The organism is Shewanella inventionis, assembly GCF_019931735.1.
Taxonomy (GTDB): Bacteria; Pseudomonadota; Gammaproteobacteria; order Enterobacterales; family Shewanellaceae; genus Shewanella; species Shewanella inventionis.
The window spans coordinates 3,649,478-3,669,081 of sequence record NZ_CP082926.1 but is presented as its reverse complement, the minus strand read 5'-3'; the positions used below and the strand labels follow the sequence as shown (position 1 = coordinate 3,669,081).

At 42.4% G+C, this 19,604-nt stretch carries 12 protein-coding genes, 3 tRNA genes and 1 other RNA gene; 5 read left to right on the top strand and 11 right to left on the bottom strand.

Annotated elements, in window-relative coordinates:
• Positions 1-247: 247 nt before the first annotated feature.
• From K8B83_RS16350 to K8B83_RS16335, 4 genes are all read left to right on the top strand, one after another.
• Positions 248-323 (top strand) — tRNA-Gly (locus tag K8B83_RS16350).
• Positions 324-364: 41 nt separating this feature from the next.
• A tRNA-Cys gene (locus tag K8B83_RS16345) sits at positions 365-438 on the top strand.
• A gap of 48 nt (positions 439-486) precedes the next feature.
• A tRNA-Leu gene (locus K8B83_RS16340) sits at positions 487-572 on the top strand.
• A 758-nt stretch (positions 573-1,330) separates the two neighbouring features.
• A complete protein-coding gene (locus tag K8B83_RS16335; protein ID WP_223418271.1) occupies positions 1,331-3,208 on the top strand; it encodes a methyl-accepting chemotaxis protein in 1,878 nt (625 codons plus the stop codon).
• Between the two features lie 245 nt (positions 3,209-3,453).
• Here K8B83_RS16335 and panP read toward each other — a convergent pair whose 3' ends face one another.
• The 8 genes from panP to K8B83_RS16295 all read right to left on the bottom strand — a co-directional run bounded on the left by panP (position 3,454) and on the right by K8B83_RS16295 (position 17,096).
• Positions 3,454-5,139, bottom strand: a complete 1,686-nt coding sequence (gene panP / locus K8B83_RS16330) for a pyridoxal-dependent aspartate 1-decarboxylase PanP (protein WP_223418268.1) — start codon at positions 5,137-5,139, stop codon at positions 3,454-3,456.
• A gap of 205 nt (positions 5,140-5,344) precedes the next feature.
• On the bottom strand, positions 5,345-6,514 hold the full coding sequence (locus K8B83_RS16325; RefSeq protein WP_223418266.1) for a glycerate kinase: 1,170 nt from the start codon (positions 6,512-6,514) through the stop codon (positions 5,345-5,347).
• Positions 6,515-6,533: 19 nt separating this feature from the next.
• Positions 6,534-7,892 (bottom strand): GntP family permease, encoded by a 1,359-nt coding sequence (locus K8B83_RS16320; RefSeq protein WP_223418264.1) that lies wholly within the window; start codon positions 7,890-7,892, stop codon positions 6,534-6,536.
• 143 nt (positions 7,893-8,035) lie between these two features.
• The gene (locus K8B83_RS16315) at positions 8,036-9,190 is read right to left on the bottom strand and encodes a sugar diacid recognition domain-containing protein (protein ID WP_223418257.1); all 1,155 of its coding nucleotides are present in this window, start codon (positions 9,188-9,190) and stop codon (positions 8,036-8,038) included.
• A 317-nt stretch (positions 9,191-9,507) separates the two neighbouring features.
• Complete coding sequence (locus K8B83_RS16310; protein ID WP_223418255.1) at positions 9,508-11,595, bottom strand: MtrB/PioB family decaheme-associated outer membrane protein; 2,088 nt, start codon at positions 11,593-11,595, stop codon at positions 9,508-9,510.
• A gap of 12 nt (positions 11,596-11,607) precedes the next feature.
• Positions 11,608-12,597, bottom strand: coding sequence for a DmsE family decaheme c-type cytochrome (locus K8B83_RS16305; RefSeq protein WP_223418253.1), 990 nt, complete (start codon positions 12,595-12,597; stop codon positions 11,608-11,610).
• Between the two features lie 97 nt (positions 12,598-12,694).
• On the bottom strand, positions 12,695-14,656 hold the full coding sequence (locus K8B83_RS16300) for an OmcA/MtrC family decaheme c-type cytochrome (protein ID WP_223418251.1): 1,962 nt from the start codon (positions 14,654-14,656) through the stop codon (positions 12,695-12,697).
• A 277-nt stretch (positions 14,657-14,933) separates the two neighbouring features.
• Positions 14,934-17,096, bottom strand: a complete 2,163-nt coding sequence (locus K8B83_RS16295; protein WP_223418245.1) for an OmcA/MtrC family decaheme c-type cytochrome — start codon at positions 17,094-17,096, stop codon at positions 14,934-14,936.
• A 350-nt stretch (positions 17,097-17,446) separates the two neighbouring features.
• Here K8B83_RS16295 and ffs point away from each other — a divergent pair.
• An RNA gene (gene ffs / locus K8B83_RS16290) (signal recognition particle sRNA small type) lies at positions 17,447-17,544 on the top strand.
• A 50-nt stretch (positions 17,545-17,594) separates the two neighbouring features.
• On the opposite strand, the gene K8B83_RS16285 is transcribed toward ffs, so the two are convergent.
• The 3 genes from K8B83_RS16285 to K8B83_RS16275 all read right to left on the bottom strand — a co-directional run bounded on the left by K8B83_RS16285 (position 17,595) and on the right by K8B83_RS16275 (position 19,598).
• On the bottom strand, positions 17,595-17,897 hold the full coding sequence (locus K8B83_RS16285) for a late competence development ComFB family protein (protein WP_188739804.1): 303 nt from the start codon (positions 17,895-17,897) through the stop codon (positions 17,595-17,597).
• Positions 17,898-17,969: 72 nt separating this feature from the next.
• Positions 17,970-18,899: a histone deacetylase family protein gene (locus tag K8B83_RS16280; protein WP_223418239.1), complete on the bottom strand. Its 930-nt coding sequence runs from the start codon at positions 18,897-18,899 to the stop codon at positions 17,970-17,972.
• Entirely contained in the window at positions 18,900-19,598 is a 699-nt protein-coding gene (locus K8B83_RS16275; RefSeq protein WP_223418232.1) for a DUF2057 domain-containing protein, read from the bottom strand.
• Positions 19,599-19,604: the final 6 nt, after the last annotated feature.

Here is a 19,604-nt window from a genome sequence, read left to right as displayed (position 1 = left end):
GTTTTAAAATGCGACATTAGTTCAGTTGGATAGGTTGAAAGACGATACCTTTCTAGCAGTAGTAATAAAGCATTGTAAAAGTTATATAGGCGATATTAGTTCAGTTGGATAGGTTAAAAGACGATACCTTTCTAGCAGTAGTAATAAAGCATTGTAAAAGTTATATAGGCGATATTAGTTCAGTTGGATAGGTTAAAAGACGATACCTTTCTAGCAGTAGTAATAAAGCATTGTAAAAGTTATATAGGCGACATTAGCTCAGTTGGTAGAGCGATACCTTGCCAAGGTATAGGTCATCGGTTCGAACCCGATATGTCGCTCCAATTTCTTATCTTATCCGATGGATTTGAAGTTGGTTAAAGATGGCGCGATGGCAGAATGGCTATGCTGCGGATTGCAAATCCGTCGATCTCGGTTCGACTCCGGGTCGCGCCTCCACGAATTGCATTTGATGGTTACTTTACGTAACGGTTAAAACAACACTTTGCCCGAGTGGTGGAATCGGTAGACACAAGGGATTTAAAATCCCTCGCTGAATAAGCGTGCCGGTTCAAGTCCGGCCTCGGGTACCATTATTTATAGTAAGAAATTACATACGTAAGTATGGTGCAAAAAAGCCTCGACATCAGTCGGGGCTTTTTTGCATGTGCCAGTTGAGTTTTAACGTTAAAGGTTAAAGCAAAATCCCTCGCGCTCTGGTTGAACATCAGGCGTGCCATTCTTTGCTATCGAGAGTAGTCCGGCCTCGGGTACCATTATTTATAGTAAGAAATTGCATACGTTAAGTATGGTGTACAAAAGCCTCGACATTAGTCGGGGCTTTTTTACGTCTGAAATTTGAGTTTATTGTTAAGGATTAAAGTCAAAAGCAAAATCCCTCGCGCTCTGGTTGAACATCAGGCGTGCCATTCTTTGCTATCGAGAATAGTCCGGCCTCGGGTACCATTATTTATAGTAAGAAATTACATACGTTAAGTATGCTGTGAATCAGCCTCGATATCAGTCGGGGCTTTTTTGTGTCTGAAATTTGGGTTTATTGTTAAGAGAATGGTGAAAGGTGAAATCCCTTGCGCTCTGGTTGATCAATTAGGCGATGCTTTAGGTGCAAGTGGTTTTTCAACAGACCCTGGTTACACTCCTTTTTAAGTAAATTGATCGGCTTGCTTTTATCGCCTCGGCAAGCCTTGATGCTTTTTGGGGTTTCTACCGATAGCACTTTTACTGATATAAAAAATCTCACCAAATTTTACCAGTAGCTTATAGTTATATTGATTAATTTGAGATATCGAATAATGACATCGTTTAAATATGACGGTGATGAGGAGTGTCAATGAGCGCGAAGTTAAAATTAGTCAGTTTTATTGGTGGGTTATTTGCTGTTGTGATTTTATTGATAACGACAGTGAGCTATTTAAATTTTAAGGCGTCATCGGTGAATGATTACAGTGATAAGTTAAGTAATGAAGCTCAACTGATTGCAGACGCCCTAGAGCAAAGAATGCTGCGTTACTTTGATACTTTATCTTTGGTCGCTGCAAATATGCCGATATCTGAAGGACAACTTAATATTGAGGAAATTAAGCGCCAATTAGCCCATATGGAAAAGGAATTGGGCGTATTGGAAGCTTATGTTGGACTCGAGAGCGGAGTTACCTATTTGCCAAATGGTATGATCCCCAATTTTAGTGCAGTTGAGTTGAAACGTGAGTGGTATGTTAGAGCCTTCGCCGGCGAGCAATACATAGTAACGACACCCTATATTAGTAGCACTGGCACACCTGTAATGGCGGTTGCTGTACCTGTTATTCGTGGCGGTAAAATCCTCGCTGTATTGTGTGTCAATATTGGCGTGCAATCGATCACTGATTTTATTGCTGGGTTGTCTGACAATGGTCAATTGTATGTGAGCCGTGAGGACGGGTTTATTTTAGCGTCTAAGTATGCAGAGCAAATAGGGAAAAATTTATTTGATGTGCAACCTGATTTTGCCTCTTTTAAAAACAGTATCTCAACTGGTATTAACTATAAGCAAGAGGGTGAAGATTACTTTGCGCTTAATGCTAAATTAACTACCTTAGGTTGGAGTGTTTGGTCTTGGGACCGTTGGCAAAAGATTAATGCTGCATCAACGGCAAATTTAATGTTGAGCGTGGGTATTGCGTTACTGGCACTATTGGCATCGTTGGTGTTGACGTACATCTTGGTGACCCGCTTAATGTACCGCCCCATTGGTGGTGAACCGACTGATATTGAAGAAATTGTTAAACGCGTGGCAAAAGGGGATTTATCAGCGGCTGGGATTGGCACCGGGGATGAAACGGGAGTCTATGCCGCGACATTGGTGATGGTGAAGCAACTTACTTCAACTCTGCAGCGTATTAATGAGGCGAGTGCTGAGTTAATGACGTCTTCAGAAAAAATGTCTTTCGCTGCATCGAATGTGAGTCACAGTTCAGAATCGCAAATGCATCAATTAGAACAAACATCGACGGCAATGAACGAAATGACAGTGACTGTCGATGAAGTCGCACGTAATGCGTTGCAGGCATCGACGGCTGCAGATGAAGCGCAAAAGTCTTCAGAAGGAGGGATTCAGATCGTTAATGAAATGAATTCTGAAATCACCACTTTAGTTGGCGGGTTAGATAAAGTCGTTACTGTCACGACCCGATTGGAGCAAGAAACGCAGCGAATTGGTGGCATTTTAGACGTCATTGATAGCATTTCAGAGCAAACCAACCTGTTAGCACTTAATGCTGCCATTGAAGCTGCAAGGGCAGGTGAGCATGGTCGCGGGTTTGCTGTGGTGGCGGATGAAGTAAGGAGTTTAGCTAATCGTACTAAAGAAAGTACTCGTGAAATTCAAGATATGATTGGTAAATTACAAGCTGAAGCAAAAGAGTCAGTGAGCTTAATGCAAGTGAATATGAAAAACGCTCAAAGTACTGCGGCGCGTTCAGCAAGTGCAAATGAAGCGTTAGTGGCCATATTACAATCGGTGTCGCTGATATTAGATATGAATAACCAAATCGCTACCGCTGCTGAAGAGCAAACCCATGTTGCGGCAGAAATCAATCAAAGTATTGTCGCGATAAATGATTTAGCCAAAGGCACGTTCGACAGTGCACAAAGTAACAATCATACTGCCACAGAACTTAAAGGCATTTCGTCACAACTGAAAGCGTCTGTCGAAGTGTTTACTTTTTAACATTAACAGCTTGATTTTTTTGGATGCCCATTTTTAGTTGTTTTTAGCTATTAATGGGCATTTTTAGTGGGAAATGGCGTTACTTATGTTAATCAACCTCAGCTCTGGATAACAAACGCCTTTCAAGCAGTTCTTTGCCTTCCTCACTGCGTTGAATTAACTTGCAATAGGCTAGCTATTGACGCGTTAATTCGCCTTGTTAGCAAAACAAATCACAAGCTTGACAGTGGATTTTAGTCAATCTATTAATTTATATCGTTATCAATACATCTCTTATCCAGAGTTGAGGTTAATAACGCCATGAGTTGTGGTAAATATTCATTATCTAATTGGGCGATTTCAACTTGCTCTGTTAACACGTTTTGCAGAATTTGCTCGCTGGTCAACGGGTTGGCTAATACAACTCTAAATACTGTCGTGGGTTGCCTGAAGTATTTAGCCGGTTTTATGCGTGTACGTGATACAAACGATTTTCCCTGCTCACGTTGATGCTTTTGAATAAATTGAGTTAAGCCATCGAGAAGCTCATTGACTTGAGATACCAATGACTCATTTTGGTTTGTCACTGCATCGTTTAAAAACTGTTGTACTGCACTTGGAACATAGCGATATGTAAGTAAACATAACTCAGGTTCTGTTACTAACTCAAACTCTGGGTGCTGTTTGATAATGGATGCAAAATAGCGAGCTTTTTCCAAACTGTTATTAATTAAAATCTCATAGCCGTCGCGGCCAATAATTTGCAAGCAAGCATGTACCAGCATGGCCATGCCTGGGCGTGATCCCTCAAGCGTTTGGCTGCCCAAATCTTTAGATCCCACTCGTAAAATATATTCAGCATGATGCACAATGGCTTGTGCCAGTTCTGGGTTTTTAAATATCACCATGCCAGCGCCCATTGGCACATACATTTGTTTATGAGCATCAATAGTGACAGAGTCTGCTAACTCTATCCCTTTCAGTAAATGGCGATATTTGTTAGATAATAAGCTAGCGCCTCCCCAAGCAGCATCAACGTGGAAGTGGCATTGTAACTCGGCAGCCAGCTCTGCTAGCTCTGTTAGTGGGTCGACACTACCGGTTTCTGTTGTGCCTGCTACGCCAACAATGGCCATCACTTTAATATTTTGCGCCGCTAGTTTTTTAGCAGCTTGGCGCATTGCATCAACATCGACTTTATTGTTTTTATCTGTTGCAATACTGATGATATTGTCACGGCCAATGCCTAGTAAATCAGCGGTTTTACCTAAAGAGTAATGTCCACGCTCGGACACTAAAATCGCTAAGTCGTCAAACCCATAAAAACGTAGCGCTTTAGGCATACCTTCGCGGGTGATGCCTTTAAAATCACCTTGTGGTTTGAGCAAGCGGTTGCGGGCTATCCATAATGCGGTGATGTTTGCCACTGTGCCGCCAGAGCAGAAAGCGCCAAGCGAATGATTAGCACTGTGCATCCATTGGTCATAAAAGCGGCCGGGCTCTTGATACACTAAGTGATGCATCATGCCTAGCACCTGACGCTCAAGTGGGGTGAAGGCTTTTGATGTTTCAATTTTAACTAAGTTTTGATTAAGCCCAACCATCATCTTAGATAGCGGTAATACAAAATAGGGGAGTGCTGAGGTCATATGACCAATAAAACTTGGTGCTGCAGTGTGCACTGAATGAGCCACCAGATTTTGCATGATTTCGTCAGCATAATCAGACACAAATGTTGGGTCTATTGGAATTTGATAGGCATTAAAATCTGTTTCAATCTCAGATAGCGGTTTTTCTAAAGCAGCTATGCTGTTACCCAAAAATCCGGCTAAATCTTGAGATAACCTCTGTTCAATAATGCTTAACGTCGATGTAGCGTCTTCTGGCGCGGTAAAAATACGCAATAAACTGTCTTCAGAAGCCTGTGCTTGACGTGGAATTTTAGAGGTCATTTTCTTGCCGTTAAGATGAAAACTTCGTGTTATGGACAATAGCTTATGTGTAAAAACTACTGCGATGCCCAATGAACGAAAAGAGGGTGCTAACTTTACTGTAAGCCATGCATTGCTTCAAGTATTTATCCTGTTTGCGTTAAATTACAGCGATAAAAAAACGCCTAACACGAGGGGGTTAGACGTTTTATTATCGGCGATAAGGTTAAATCCGCTTTAGAGATAAAGACCAAACAGCAGCAATGCTTTGCGCAGTGTGAGTCAGGTTTGTTTGCGCCTCGGCCAATACTTGCTCTAGTGGCTGTAATGACGGAATGATTGGAAATATCGCTGTCATCCCCTGTTGCACAATAGCGCCAGCATCATCACCTAAGCAACCAGCAATACCAATAACAGGAACATTGTATCTTTTAGCAACATTAAGCACGCCCATTGGGGTTTTTCCAAACACTGTTTGCCCATCAAGGCGGCCTTCGCCAGTAATGACTAAATCGGCATCTTGGCAATGTTTTGCAAGCTGAACGGTTTCAGTCACAATGTCGACGCCAGGTTTTAAGGTTGCAGCGAGTAATGCCATCACCCCAAAGCCCATTCCGCCAGCAGCACCTGCGCCTGCTTGATGTTCACAGCTGAGTTTAATGTGCGGTGAATCTTGTCTGTTAATCACGTTGGCAAAGTGAGCCAAAGCCTGGTCGAGTTGTTCTACCATGTCAGAACTCGCCCCTTTTTGAGGGCCAAAAATGGCGCTCGCGCCTCGAGGACCACATAAGGGATTATCGACATCGCAAGCCACGTCAATTGTACATTCATTGATGTTAGGATGAAGTAACTCAAGGTCAACATTATGCAGTGTTGCTAATGCCGCACCGCCCAGAGCAATATTATGGCCATTAATATCAGTGAGCTTAGCGCCAAGCGCTTGTATCATCCCTGCACCAGCATCATTAGTTGCACTGCCGCCAAGGCCAAGAATAATATGCTTGATACCATTGTTAAGCGCATCTGCAATTAATTCGCCCACGCCAAAACTGGTGGTCAGCAGAGGGTTTCGCTGAGTTGTCGGTACTAAATGAAGGCCTGATGCTGCAGCCATTTCTATTACTGCCGTACGTCGACTGTTGGTATCTGGTTGTCCTAGAATGCCGTAAAATGCTTCAACTGGTTCACCTAACGGCCCTGTGACCCGGCATGTTACGATTTTTCCATCGGTGGCATCGACCATTGCTTGTACCGTACCTTCACCTCCATCGGCCATGGGCACTTTACAGTACTCGGCTTTGGGAAACACATGTTTAAATCCCTGCTCAATGGCGTTAGCAACCTCTAGTGCACTAAGGCTTTCTTTAAACGAGTCTGGTGCAATAACGATTTTCATAATAGTCTCTGATTAAGGGTTACAGTAAAAATAAGCTGAGTATGTACACAACAATCATTGCTGTGACACCTTGGATTAATGTTGCTGCAGTTTGTGCGCGGTAAGCTTGTTTAACGCTCATGCGGCTAAATTGGGTCACAACCCAAAAGAAGCTGTCATTGGCGTGCGATACTGTCATTGCGCCTGCGCCAATCGCCATCACGGTCAGTACGCGACCCATTTCGGAATCAAGACCGATATCACCTAATAATGGCGCAACTAATGCAGAAGTTGCAACCAGTGCCACGGTTGAAGAACCCTGAGCTGACTTTAACGCACTAGCAACGATGAATGGCATAAATATACCCACACCTAATGCCGATAAACTGCTGCCAAGAAATGCGCCAATTTCAGTGGCTTTTAATACCGCGCCAAAGGCGCCACCGGCACCAGTGATCAGTAAAATCGGCGCTGCAACTACAAGCCCCTGGCTGATACGTTCACTAAATTCGGCAATTTTTTTATCGCTTTTTAAAAGTGATAGCGACAATAGCAAACCAATCATTAAAGCGTTAACCGGTTGGCCTAAAAATACCAATACTGAGAATATACCTTCTTCGCCAAGTGGTTTAGAAGGGAAGTTGGCTATTGACCCTAGGCAAATAAGTAAAATTGGTACAAAAATAGGGGCAAATGCTTTGGTTGGGCTTGGTAGTTTACCGTAAGCGTTTTTAAGGTCATCGAGTTGATCAAGTTGTTGATTTAACTCTTCTGAGCCTTCACCATCTGGTTCTTCATTTTTAAATCGGTTTGCCCATAACATGCCTGCAAATGCGGCGATTGCCGCAACAAATACACCCACTGCAATGACTAAACCTAATTGTGACTCTAGGCCTAAATTACCCGCGGCGGCAATGGGGCCAGGTGTTGGCGGTACAAAAGTATGGGTTGCATAAAGACCTGTAGCTAACGCAACACTCATTGCCACGTTAGAGACTTTCATGCGGAGGGCCATTGATTGTTTGAGGGAGTTTAAAATCACGAAACCTGAGTCGCAAAATACCGGAATAGACACCAGGTAGCCGATGATAGACATGGTTAATGTTGGAAAGCGCTGACCAAACAGTTTGATCACCACTTCTGCCATTGTAATGGCTGCGCCACTTTTTTCTAAAATAGTGCCGATGATAGTCCCCAAGACAATCACTAGGCCAATATAACCGAGAATACCACCAAATCCATTTGTAATTGTTTTGGCGATTTCTTGGCTAGGTAAACCGTAAGCAAAAGCAGCAATAAATGACGCTAAGATTAAGGTTAAGAAAGGATGTAGTTTATATTTTGAGGTGGCAATCACGATAAACGCGATAACACCGATTAGGATCAATATTAGGCCCATAAGTTACTCATTATTATTGTTTGAGGGTAAAAACACTCAATAATAGTAAATCATTTGGTCTAAATAGCTTTGTTGTTTTGCACTAAGTTGATGTTGTTTTTATGCTCGCTATTGTGCAGATGCACAGTTTTATAAGGGTGGAGTTATTCAGGCTGGTGGATAAGTTGTGCGAGGTACAAACTGAGTAAGCCATTGAAATTATGTAAATCTACATTAGTAATTGATTGTATTTTATCAAGGCGATAGCGCAATGTATTTCGATGAATAAACAAACTTTTGGCGCAAGCTTGTAGATCACCTAAATGGTCTAAGTATGCTGCGAATGTTTTTTGCAGTTGTTGGTTGGTATCTGCTTCGATCAATTTTTGATACGGACCAGCGAGGGCATTACCACGCCAATGATGACGTAAGCCTGACAGTAGCACTTGTAAGCTGTAATCTTTGTATAAATATTTACTCTTATTTGGATGGTATTTTTTTCCTATGTCGAGTGTTTCTTTGGCGGTGCGGTAAGAATAAGTAATGCCTAACTCACCGCTAAAATAATGCCCTAATGAGATGTGTAAGTTCAGTTGCATATTAGCCGGTAAGCGTTTGAGTAATTTGTCGATGCGTTGGCTTTCAAGTTCAGGGTCAAATTGCTTACCGTCTAAAAAAGCGGGCTTTAAAATCACAAGTCGGGTTAATGATGTCATGGCGATTAGGTTATCGCGCATTGGGTTTTGCAATAAGTACATCACTTGTTTGAGGGCTTGATTATCTTGCTGAAAAGACGGGTTATTGCTGTCTAATTCGATAATTGCAGCCACTCTTGGCATCGATAAATCAATACCTAACTGCAAAGCCCATTGCTTTAACGAGGGGAGTTCTGTTTCGCTCGCGTGGATCAGTTGCGAAATAAACTCTTCTTTTTGGCGATTTTGCCACTGGAGTTGCTCTTGTAAATTTGCTTGTTCGACGATCATTTCAGCGGTCATTTTGAGTAACTCGCCGTAGTGACTTAAGCTTTCTGGTTCACCGGTTATACCAATCGCGCCAACGACTTGCCCCTGGTAGTGCAAGGGGAGGTTTAAACCGGGTTTTGCACCTTGCAAATTAGCGGCAATAGTGTGGTTTATTTCAACGTTACGGTTTTGGCTGATGGCTAATAATGCCCCTTCATGGATGGTGCCGATACGATGTTTTTCACCAGAACCGAGAATGACGGCCTGTGCGTTCATGACATTGATATTGTGACCAATAATTTTCATGGTGCGGTCGACAATTTTGCCTGCAATGTCGGTATCTATTTGAAGCATAATGCCCTCAGGGAACAGTTGTGTTTTTGCCAAAAAGCATAATCAATTGAGAGTTGGCGCTGGTTTGCTATGCGAGACGCAAGAACTGAGTAATGATTTTATCATAACCAATCATGTTCAGGTATTGAATGGGGAGGGGGGAGTAAATAAGAAAATGTGGGCAACATCCGTTTGCCCAAATTTTAATCACAAGTTATTCACGTTGTTAATATAATGTTAAATCGCGTTAGGTTGCAAGCGTTTTATGCAACCAATAAAAATACCAACATGTAAGATGTTGGTATTTATTTATTGTTACTTAAAAATCAATCTATTAGTTACAGGCGATAGTTCATACTTAGCATAATCATATGTGCGGTGTAATCATGGTCGATGTTACCAAAGCTGACTAGGTTCCAAATAGTATCTGGGTTTATGTCATTTGCGTCATCATTATCAAGATATTTTTCAATCTTGTAGTCAACTCGCAGGCTCATATTGTCTGTTGCTTGATATTGACCGTATACATTGATGTTATGCACTTTTGCAAAATAATCACCATATTCGCCAGTGATACCTTGCCTTACTTGTGTGGTGCTGTCTGAGTCTGAATATGCATAATCTAGCCCAAGTTTTAGTCGGCTATCTAGTAAGTTGTTGTAACTTAAGCCTGCACCGACATAATCAATGGTGTCTTCAATGTCTGCCTGCCAATTGGCGATGCTGAAATTTGAACTGCCAGCTTGCTCAGATTTAATGATTTGATGGTTATAGAATGCATTGAGTGACACATCTGCATTGATGGCGTAATGGACGTTGACATCATAATAGGTGTCAGTTGACTCTGTTAAGCCAATTGCTGTGTCTGTGTAATCGTCCAGCGAATAGCGCGCACCAAAGTCGACCGTTAAGTCACTTAATGGCGTATGACTTAATCGAGCTTCAATTTGGCTGCGGTCACGATCGGCAAGATAGTAACGACGTAACAGGGTGTTTTGCTCAGATGATGATATCTGTGATGCTTGATATTTTGAACCGTCACGTTGGCTAACACTTGCTTTTAACCACATATTCCACATTTCAAAGTTATTGACTCCTACTCGAGCCCATAGGGTATTTTCGTCTGTGGTTTCTCGATCTTGGTAGCTGCGCTCATCGCGTTCAAAATCATATCCAGCATCCAGTTTTATCCCTTGAGTAATTCGATAGTCGCTAGATAATTTGGCTCGATGAGTCGTGAGATCATAGGGTGTGTTGTATGCCGCTTCTCCAGTGACATCATTGATGCTTATTTGAGTCCATTGTTCAACTTGCGTTTTATTATCTCGGTCGTTGAAGTCATAACTAGCACTGACTCGCCAAGCACGGTTAAGCCGAGTCATTGCTTTTAATGTCACGCCGGTAATATCGACTTTGGCGTCGATACTTTCAGCCGGTAAGTCATAACCATAACCTATGCTGGTGAGTGATTGATCTTGGGTCATTTGACCAACCAGTAAACGACCGCTTAGGTTTGTTTTGGCCAGATTATATTGGCCTAATAAGGAAACGGTATGCGCTTCGTTGTCAGGGGCTAATGACATATAGCCGCTTGTTTGTGCACCAAAGGTTGGGTTGAATGCACTGTCAAAACCAAGTTGGTTGTTGTCATTTTTAAACACCGAGCCTGAGTAGTTGAGGCTAGTAAACCAGTTGTCGCCTTTAAGTTTAATGCCAGCATTTAAGATGTCTGTTGTGTAGTCAACAGGCTCAGCTAACATCATTGATTGATTATAAAAACTACCCGATGTGGTTTTTGTGCCCGTTTTTTCTTCACGTTGAAAGTTCACATAAGTGGAAAAAACTGATTGAGTTTGGTACTCAACACCCATGCCATAACGGTCACGGTTTAATGATAACTCAAATGGATTTAAGCTACTGTTGAGCATCGTCATGTCAGAGCTTGAACCTGCGATTTCCCAATTATCTGGCAGCGTTAGGTAGTCGCTACCGATTTGTTGATACGGGCTTAGTGCATTGTTCGACTCATAATGAGCAAGCGTGCGGTAATTTACATTGATGTTATACACACCTTGCTGACCGACATCGAGATCTAAGCGGCCATTGTCCATGCCCAAATTATGGGCATCAACATTGGCTTGATAGCCTTCTTCGCCGCGATAATGGATATCGGCGTCAACTTTGCCTGCAACTTCATTACTGCTGTTAAAAGCATTGGCAGAATAAATGTCATCTTCATTGTTGTAGGCAATACCCGCACCAACAGTGCCAGTTGTTCCTGTTTCAACTACGCAGCTTTTGCATTGCCATGCATCAAACTTAACGTTATCTGTTTTCGCATTAGACAAGCCGTATCCTTGTGCGAATAAACCAAAACTGCAACTGGATAATAACGCTAAGGTAATGATATTCAATTTGGTTTTCATGTTGTTATCTCCTTAGCGTTGTAATAGTTTGCCCGATGGGTGGTTTGACCCATGGACTTGGCTATGACAATTTAAGCAGCTTCGTCCGCCAGTAAATGCGTTACCATTAACTGTTGAACCCATGCCGGTGTTGCCTAAATAAACACTGCTTGTATGACCGTCGCCTGAGTGGCATTGTTGGCATAATTGCGGAGCACGCGTTTTTAACATTGCATCATTTACCGACCCATGAGGATTATGGCAGTTTGCGCAATTTTCGGTCACGGGTGCATGCTCCCACAGCTTTGGGCCACGTTTCTCTGCATGGCAGGTATAACAGGTTTCGTTGACAGTAGGTTTGATCAGATCATCATCGCTTAAGCTACCATGTGGGTTATGACAGTCACTACAGGTCATTTGGTTCCATTTCATGGGATGACTGCTGCGTTTGTTCATGTCATCTTTTTGCTTAGTGTGACAACTGGTGCACACATCCATTTCTGTTTGTTTTGACAAAACAGGATCATGTGCGGCATGAACGCTATGGCAAGATGCGCAGGCAACATCGGCATTGGCATGATGGCTGCTTTCCCAGGTCATACGTTTATCATCGTTATGACAGCTCATACAAACGCTGTTTTGCTTATCGGTTGCCAGGCTTGAGTCTGGGCCAAAGGTAATCATGGGTTCTTTACCACCACGATTATGGGTACCTAGTGGACCATGACATGCTTCACATTGAAGACCTGCCATAGGGCTTTTTGATGAGTCGATTGAACCATGAACACCTTTAAACAGATCCATGACTTTTTCTGATTTTTTATGGCACATTAAACAAGAATCTGCGCCTTTAGGGGAGTATTTACCTTCTGCAAATTTTTTATCAAGTGTGGCTTCTACTTCTGCGGGCGTCATGGTGGCGTCCCATTTTGCTGCGTGCACTTGATTTGATAAAAATACGGCAGATGCTGTGAGGCAAAGTAAGCTGAACAATAGCGTATTTATTTGGTTTGTGGTCTTCATAAGTAGACTTCCTAATTTGTCCATTTTGATGATCAACAGTTTGATAAAGTAAGTCATAGCATGGGAGATAAGTGAGGCTTATCTCCCATTGAACAAATTAAAATTTAACTTCGGTATGATTTTCAATGCTTGGTATATGGCAGTAGAAACAGGTTTCTAATTGCGCTGCATCGTTGGCTTCTTGGTAACTACCGTTAACAATGGCACCTTGGCTAGTTGCATGTTGAGCGATGTCGTCAAAGCCATGACAAGACGCACAGGTTGCGGTAATGGGTGTGGTATATAGACCAGCTGATGTAGCAAGTGCTCCTTTGACTTTAAAGGCATCAAGATTAAAGTCGTCGTGACATTGAGTACAGTCTTTAATAATGCCTTGTTCGCCATGCACGCTGTGCAGTTTCATTTCAAGTGCACCTTGATTGCCACCTGAAGCATAGGTACCGTCTGGAGTATGGCAAGTCACACAGGCGTCTACACCAACAGTTATTTCACCATTGAGTTCACGACCCAGTTGCTCTGTCATGATAAAGCCAGCGTGATAACCTTTATGAAGTTCAAATGTTTCACCGTGACAGCTTTCACATGATCCAAAGTTAACCGAATCGATATGACGGTAACTTGGGGCTGCACCTGAACGTGTGGCGTGTGCAAGCTCTGCTTTCATGCTGGTGGTTTCGACACCATCAACACAATCAATTGCTTGGCTGCCATTACTGCACATTTCTAAACCAATAAAGGTAAATGCTGTGTCTGTGTCACCGCTGCCAAAAGGTAAAGAGGCGATGGTGTAAACCAATTTGCCATCAACAAGGGTGACATCGGCTTGCAATTCACCCACTTTGACCAAATCTTTGCTAATTTTTGCTAACCCACTGCCTGGGCTAGCGTTATATCCCATAATAGGGAAGTTAGGCCCTACGTTGGTGATGGTTTCGATGCGTTGAATTTTACTTACGAGAGTTGCCGCATCAATTGATGTTCCATTAGCATCAGTTAGTGTCACCGTTAAGGTTGCTGACATGTCTTCATCTGTGGTTTTGTTGGCCACAAGCGCTGCATCCATACCATATTGGTTGATTAAGGTTTGCTTTTCACTGAATGCTGAAATATGTAATGTTTCTGTCCAGCTGGCATTGTGACAGGCAATACAATTAGAATTGTCGACTTGCTGTGGGTGTCCATCACCTGCTTCAAAGTCAATATCAGTATGACAGCTACTACAGGTTTCCATAGTAGGAATTTGCGTCCAGTTGTTCCATTCAGTGAGTTGTTCAGATTCTATATGGCAGTTAGTACAGTTGTCTTGCACTATGGCATGAGCGGCTTCGGCGCTTTTATCTAAATTTCGGCCATACATTTTGGCGCTATTATGAACGTTATGGATAAGATGGCTGAAGTCGACCTGGACTTTATCTTTTTCGATTGCCATTTCATTGGTATGACAGCTGATACAGGTCGTTAAGTCGGTATAGCTGTGATAAATGCTTTCGCCTTCTGCATGACAACTATTACAGGTGGCATCACTAACCACATTTTTAGTGTATTTAGCGGTATAGCCTTCGCCGTCAAAATCTTCGGTGATTTCAGCTCTTGGTACCGCGGTTACACCGTCAAGTAATGTCGATGCACTTGAAATGACATTGTAACGTTGAGTTAGTTCTGGGTTAAAATTTTCAACGTTGATGGTAAAGGTATACTTACCGTTGCCTACATCGGTAAAAGTATCTTGAGAACCTATATATTGCCATTGTGCAGCATTACCTGCACCAGAGGCGCCAGCTGGAATGAGCTGAACCACTTTTTTAATTTCTAATTCGGTTAGACCAACAATGGGTAAATCGTTTTGATTAGTCGCAAATACTGTGACCGTTGGTTTGTTGTCCTGATAAGTGACATCTGTGATATCAAGATTGAGTGTTTGGATTGTTTCTGCTGGTTCGCCACCTGGGTTACCCGCGTCACCATCTTCGCCGTCACTTCCGCTACCGCAACCAACCAGTGTCATTGATGCTGACATAGCAAGTAATAATGCAATTTTTGTGTGTTTTATATTCATCATATTGTCCCTGCAAAGGTCATACATCAAACTCACTGGCAGTATGTTCTGCAATATTTAAATCAGTTAAGTTGATGTTTAAAAAGTATTCCCAACATTAAGATTACTTTACTATCAGCTAGACGTCTGTAAGGCGAACGCAATAGTGTGATGGTGATCAGCCTATTAATAAAGAGGTATGTAAAATACAGGCTTAACTCATATTTATTGTTTGTAAAATAAAAAGGCCCCAATGTGATTGGAGCCTTTTTAATAAACATAGATGATTAAGTGATTAACATTAAGAGCCGTGACTTTCGCTTACACGTTCTGGGGTGTGGCAGGTTGAGCACATTTCTGCAGCGCGTGTGCGTACATCTTCTTCACTCATACCATCAACAATACCGCCATTAGACTCTATGTGAGACACCGTCGATTCGGTTATTGTTTTTTGGTGACAAGTTAAACAAGCCCCGGTGTCTGATGACACCCAAATATCAGCACCAGTATCAGTATCACCAAAGCGCCATACACGATCCTCTGCACGGCCTAAGGTAAAACCATCTGAGGTGTGGCATGTCGCGCAATCTGTTTTTAATACTGTACCTGATTCAACACCAGCAACACTTAAATCGTGGCCTTCAGCGCTGTGCGCTTTAAATGCAAAGCTAGTCGATTTTTTACCGCCTGGGTAGGTATCATCGGTTCTGAGTGTTTTATCAGGTGTATGACAGGTTTGACAGTTAACACCATTGTCATAGTGATACACTTCTTGGTTGTGACAGCCTTGGCAAGTTGTTGTATCAATAATGTTTCTGCGCTCTGCTGCTGTTTGAGTGCTATCTACAGCATCAGCCCCCATAACAAACTGATAAGCATTGCTTTTGATTTCAACGGTGCGAACATCGTCAGTATCACAAGAGGTGAGTTGCACTTCAGGGCGACCATATCCGCCGTTGTTGTAACACGCAGTAACAGCCGACCAAAGCTCAAACGTTTTTCCCACATAATCGCTTGGTAAGGTCACGTTGCTCCACACTAATGTCCAGCTGTTATCTTCATTAGCAACACCTTCACTGAGTCTTAAACGTCTTTGGTTGTAACTTGCATCGTTATAAGCTGGGTAATCGATGTTACTGTCCCATGCCATGACAATGCGGCTACTGGTGTCGATAAATTCTGCTGCAATAACATTGGCTGACGCATCGGTAAATTGAACCTTGGTTGTGAATGCACCATCAGTCGTTACGCTTGTATCGCTAAAGACCACATTTATAGTTTTAGTTTCATTGTAAGCCGTCATTACATCGCCATGAGCTTCTTTTGCGCTGCGTGCATAGCCATCTTCAATATGGCATGAAGTACATTGTGCACTTAAACCAACATGATGCTCAGATGCGGATTCTGTATGACATGCAATACAGGCTGTATCGCTTTTATTAGCAGTAAATAATGCGGCATCTTTTGGTGCATTATCGCCTTCAACATGGCATGCACTGCAATCGGCGGCAGGTTTTTGTGGATACATAACATTGCCGTAGTTATGTAAACTTCCGCCATAACCTATTACTTTGTAAGGCGCAGCTTCTTCACTTGTTGCGGTATGCGTTACGCGGTCTTGGCCTTTATGGATAGCGTGGATCATGTAAGTAAAATCGACACTGTTGCCAGTTTCAGGGTCGCCTGATGTGGCGGTATGGCAAGATGCGCAATTTTCTAAATCAATACGGCGACCACCGTGTAACTCAAGACTGTCAGGTTGGTGACAGGTGTAACACGTCTCAATTGATACTACGTCACGCGAGGCGATATCTTCTGTTAACCCTGTTGACGGTTGGAAATCATAGTGGGCATTGGCTGTGACTAATGGTTGTTTTAATTCAAGCGTAATGCGTTGAGTATTATCTTGGTTGTAGGTAATGGTTAATGGTTCAGTAACCTGACTCACATTGGTTTGAAAGGTATAGCTGTAGGTGCCATCTTCATTATCAACTAAGCAAGTTTCACAAGCAGATGCTACTTCTACTTCAGCCTGATATTGCTCTGATGGGGCGATATTAGTTTCACCGTCAGGGATTGAGCTTGTGTTCGGTTGTTTTAATACATTGATATAAGATTGCCACTGATAACCACGATCGATTTCATCATCGTTAACCGTTTCAACAACAGGGGTTAATTGAGCAATACCAAAACGTAAGTCATGATCTTTTGTTAACCCAAGCACAGCAACACCATTGGCATTTTTTAGACTGAAGGTCACATTGACGGTACCGTTGGCAATACTCGCATCTGTAAATGAAGCTTGTAATGTAGACGCATTGTCGATATTGACACCAATGATGCCATCAGTGCCGTTTTCACCATCGGCGCCATCACTGCCTCCACAGCCAGTAAGAACCAGTGCAAGAAGCCCTGCACCCAATACCGCTTTTGTTGCGGGACGAACGGTTATTGTTTTCATCATGAATTCCCTGCTTTTTTTAGTTATCACGCATTTCACCATGGGTTAACAGTGTGCGGATTTTATCCATTTATTATGTTAGCTAACCTTTGCAAGTTACTCATTGAATTATGTGTAGAGTTGTGACTAAGATCTGACTATTCATTTAGGAGTAATCAATTTTGTACTTTCAATAACCCTAAATGTTGATATTGCGCTGGATTGAGGCAGATTAATCCGTTTTGCATAACTATTGCGCAACTAAACCACGGATTGCAAAGTTATCTGGATAAAGGCTTGATCAAGATTATAGCTTAGGGGATAATCGCCACGTTCTGAAAACAAGTTTTGTTTGTCAGAAATCTATGGTGACCCTAGGGTCCCCCCGCAACGATAACTTGTGAACTCGGCCAGGCCCGGAAGGGAGCAACCGCAGCAAGCGACTCGTGTGCCGGGGTGTCGGCTCTAGGGGAACCTCCAATATAGTTCCCTTCGCGTAATGTTAATTTCTTTTTAGTCTTATTATATTTGTTGCGCTGCGGCTATTTCTGCCTCTTCTTTTAAGCGTTTTTGTAAATTGGCTTTTAGAAATTGGCGTGATTTTTCAAGCGCATCGTAAATTTCTGTTTTCATTGTGTGCAGCTCTTGGTAGTTTTCAAAAAAATAAGTATCAACCAAGTGACGGATATAGCGCACCGGTAACTGATTAAGTGTGACGCAGCATAAATCAGCTAAGTATTCTTCAGGTAGCTCTTCCATTAAGCCTTCATCTCTTAATATTTCCATTAATAGAACTTCATAATAGTTACGAATATCTAAGTGCATTATATGCTCCATTGAGATCAGTTTCGTTATCGACGTCTATGTCGAATTGGTTTCGTGTCAAATATTAATACGTTATGTTGATTTGGGCTGTAACCATAACTCGTTTGCGGCTATAAGCAATTGGCTATGCCGATGAGTTAATTCTGCTTCATTACGACTATAGCCTCCACCGATCACGGCCGCAAGTGGGATGTTATGGCTTTTGGCTATCGATATAACATGGGTATCTCGTGCCAAAATACCCTGGCTTGAAATAGTAAAGTACCCTAAATCGTCATCTTGATGGATATCGACACCCGCATCATAAAGAATAAGATCAGGCTGATGAAGCCGGATAAGATAAGGCAAAATTTGCTCGACGTGCTCAATATATTCTTGGTCGCTACAACCTTTATTTAAATCGATGTCGTAATCTGAGTCTTGCTTTCTTGCTGGAAAATTTTGTGCACAATGAATAGAGCAGCTAATGATATTAGGGTACTGCTGAGCTAAGGTTGCAGTGCCATCACCTTGGTGGACATCACAGTCAAAGATTAACACTTTATCAGCATGCCCACTGTCGATAGCACTTTTAGCCGCAATAATTAAATCATTAAAAATACAAAAACCACTGCCAAAATCATAGTGTGCATGGTGATACCCTCCGGTTAAATGCACTGCAATTCCATGCGTTAATGCTAATTGTGCACAAAGCACTGTACCATTAACAGCATGCAAGGTTCGATTAACTAATTGCTCACTCCAGGGAAACCCTATTCGTCGCTGTGCTTTGTGATCTAACAGGCCGCGAATAAATTGATCAACATACTTTGGGCAGTGCACTGCTTGGAGAGTGTCTATTTCAATGGCGCTAGGGATATAACGTGAGGATTCAAACAACAATTGTTGTTCAATGGCATGTTGATATAGCCGTTGGTATTTTGTTGTTGGAAATCGATGAGTTGCAGGTAACGCCAGCTGCGAATAGCTGGCGTGGTACACAAAAGGAATGGAAGTTAACATTTAAAGCTGCTTTATCGCCCAGCCCATAAATTCTTTACGTGTTTTTTCATCTGCCTGTAACCACCAATATTGCAGCATCTGTTCAGCTTGAGCTGGGTTTTTGCTGTTGGTTGCAGCAGGTGTTGTACTGGTTACAGTGGGAGTCACGCTCGTAGCGACTGCGATGTCTGATTTTGCAGGTGCTTGGGTCACGGCTGTTGGTGCATCTGAGGTGGCTGAAACAGCTAATTCGTCAAAATCTTGTTTCTGATTGGTTTTAAACAAATTAGTGATAAACGATTTTTCAGTATACTGAGTGTGTTCAACGCTATATGTAACTGGGCCATTATCTTGTCGAGTTAGCTTAATTTTTGGGTCTTTGGCAAAGACCTTTGGTTTTTTGACTACATCACCATCAGCAGGCTTTAGGCTGTATTTATAGTCGCCATCTACGGTTAGTGTGATAATAAATGGCTTTGATTTAACAAATGATTGGCTGTCGCTAAAAGAGTCATCAACGACATCATGATAGCGGATAGCGATTTTATGGGTGCCGTTGGTGAGTGCTAGATCCGATTGATGCGTAAACATATTGGTTTCAATCGCTTCGCCATCAAGCGCTAAGTATTCAAAAGACATTGGAATAGTTAAATTAGCTGCAAATAACGATGATGAAGTTAAAAATGCTAACAGCGCACTAGTGGTCAATACAGATTTCATTGTTGC

Excerpts from the sequence above, each read along its gene's own strand:
- panP (WP_223418268.1), bottom strand. The coding sequence starts at position 5,139 with ATGACCTCTAAAATTCCACGTCAAGCACAGGCTTCTGAAGACAGTTTA.
- K8B83_RS16335 (WP_223418271.1), top strand. The coding sequence starts at position 1,331 with ATGAGCGCGAAGTTAAAATTAGTCAGTTTTATTGGTGGGTTATTTGCT.
- K8B83_RS16305 (WP_223418253.1), bottom strand. The coding sequence starts at position 12,597 with ATGAAGACCACAAACCAAATAAATACGCTATTGTTCAGCTTACTTTGC.
- K8B83_RS16310 (WP_223418255.1), bottom strand. The coding sequence starts at position 11,595 with ATGAAAACCAAATTGAATATCATTACCTTAGCGTTATTATCCAGTTGC.
- K8B83_RS16280 (WP_223418239.1), bottom strand. The coding sequence starts at position 18,899 with ATGTTAACTTCCATTCCTTTTGTGTACCACGCCAGCTATTCGCAGCTG.
- K8B83_RS16320 (WP_223418264.1), bottom strand. The coding sequence starts at position 7,892 with ATGGGCCTAATATTGATCCTAATCGGTGTTATCGCGTTTATCGTGATT.
- K8B83_RS16315 (WP_223418257.1), bottom strand. The coding sequence starts at position 9,190 with ATGCTTCAAATAGATACCGACATTGCAGGCAAAATTGTCGACCGCACC.
- K8B83_RS16275 (WP_223418232.1), bottom strand. The coding sequence starts at position 19,598 with ATGAAATCTGTATTGACCACTAGTGCGCTGTTAGCATTTTTAACTTCA.
- K8B83_RS16295 (WP_223418245.1), bottom strand. The coding sequence starts at position 17,096 with ATGATGAAAACAATAACCGTTCGTCCCGCAACAAAAGCGGTATTGGGT.
- K8B83_RS16285 (WP_188739804.1), bottom strand. The coding sequence starts at position 17,897 with ATGCACTTAGATATTCGTAACTATTATGAAGTTCTATTAATGGAAATA.
- K8B83_RS16300 (WP_223418251.1), bottom strand. The coding sequence starts at position 14,656 with ATGATGAATATAAAACACACAAAAATTGCATTATTACTTGCTATGTCA.
- K8B83_RS16325 (WP_223418266.1), bottom strand. The coding sequence starts at position 6,514 with ATGAAAATCGTTATTGCACCAGACTCGTTTAAAGAAAGCCTTAGTGCA.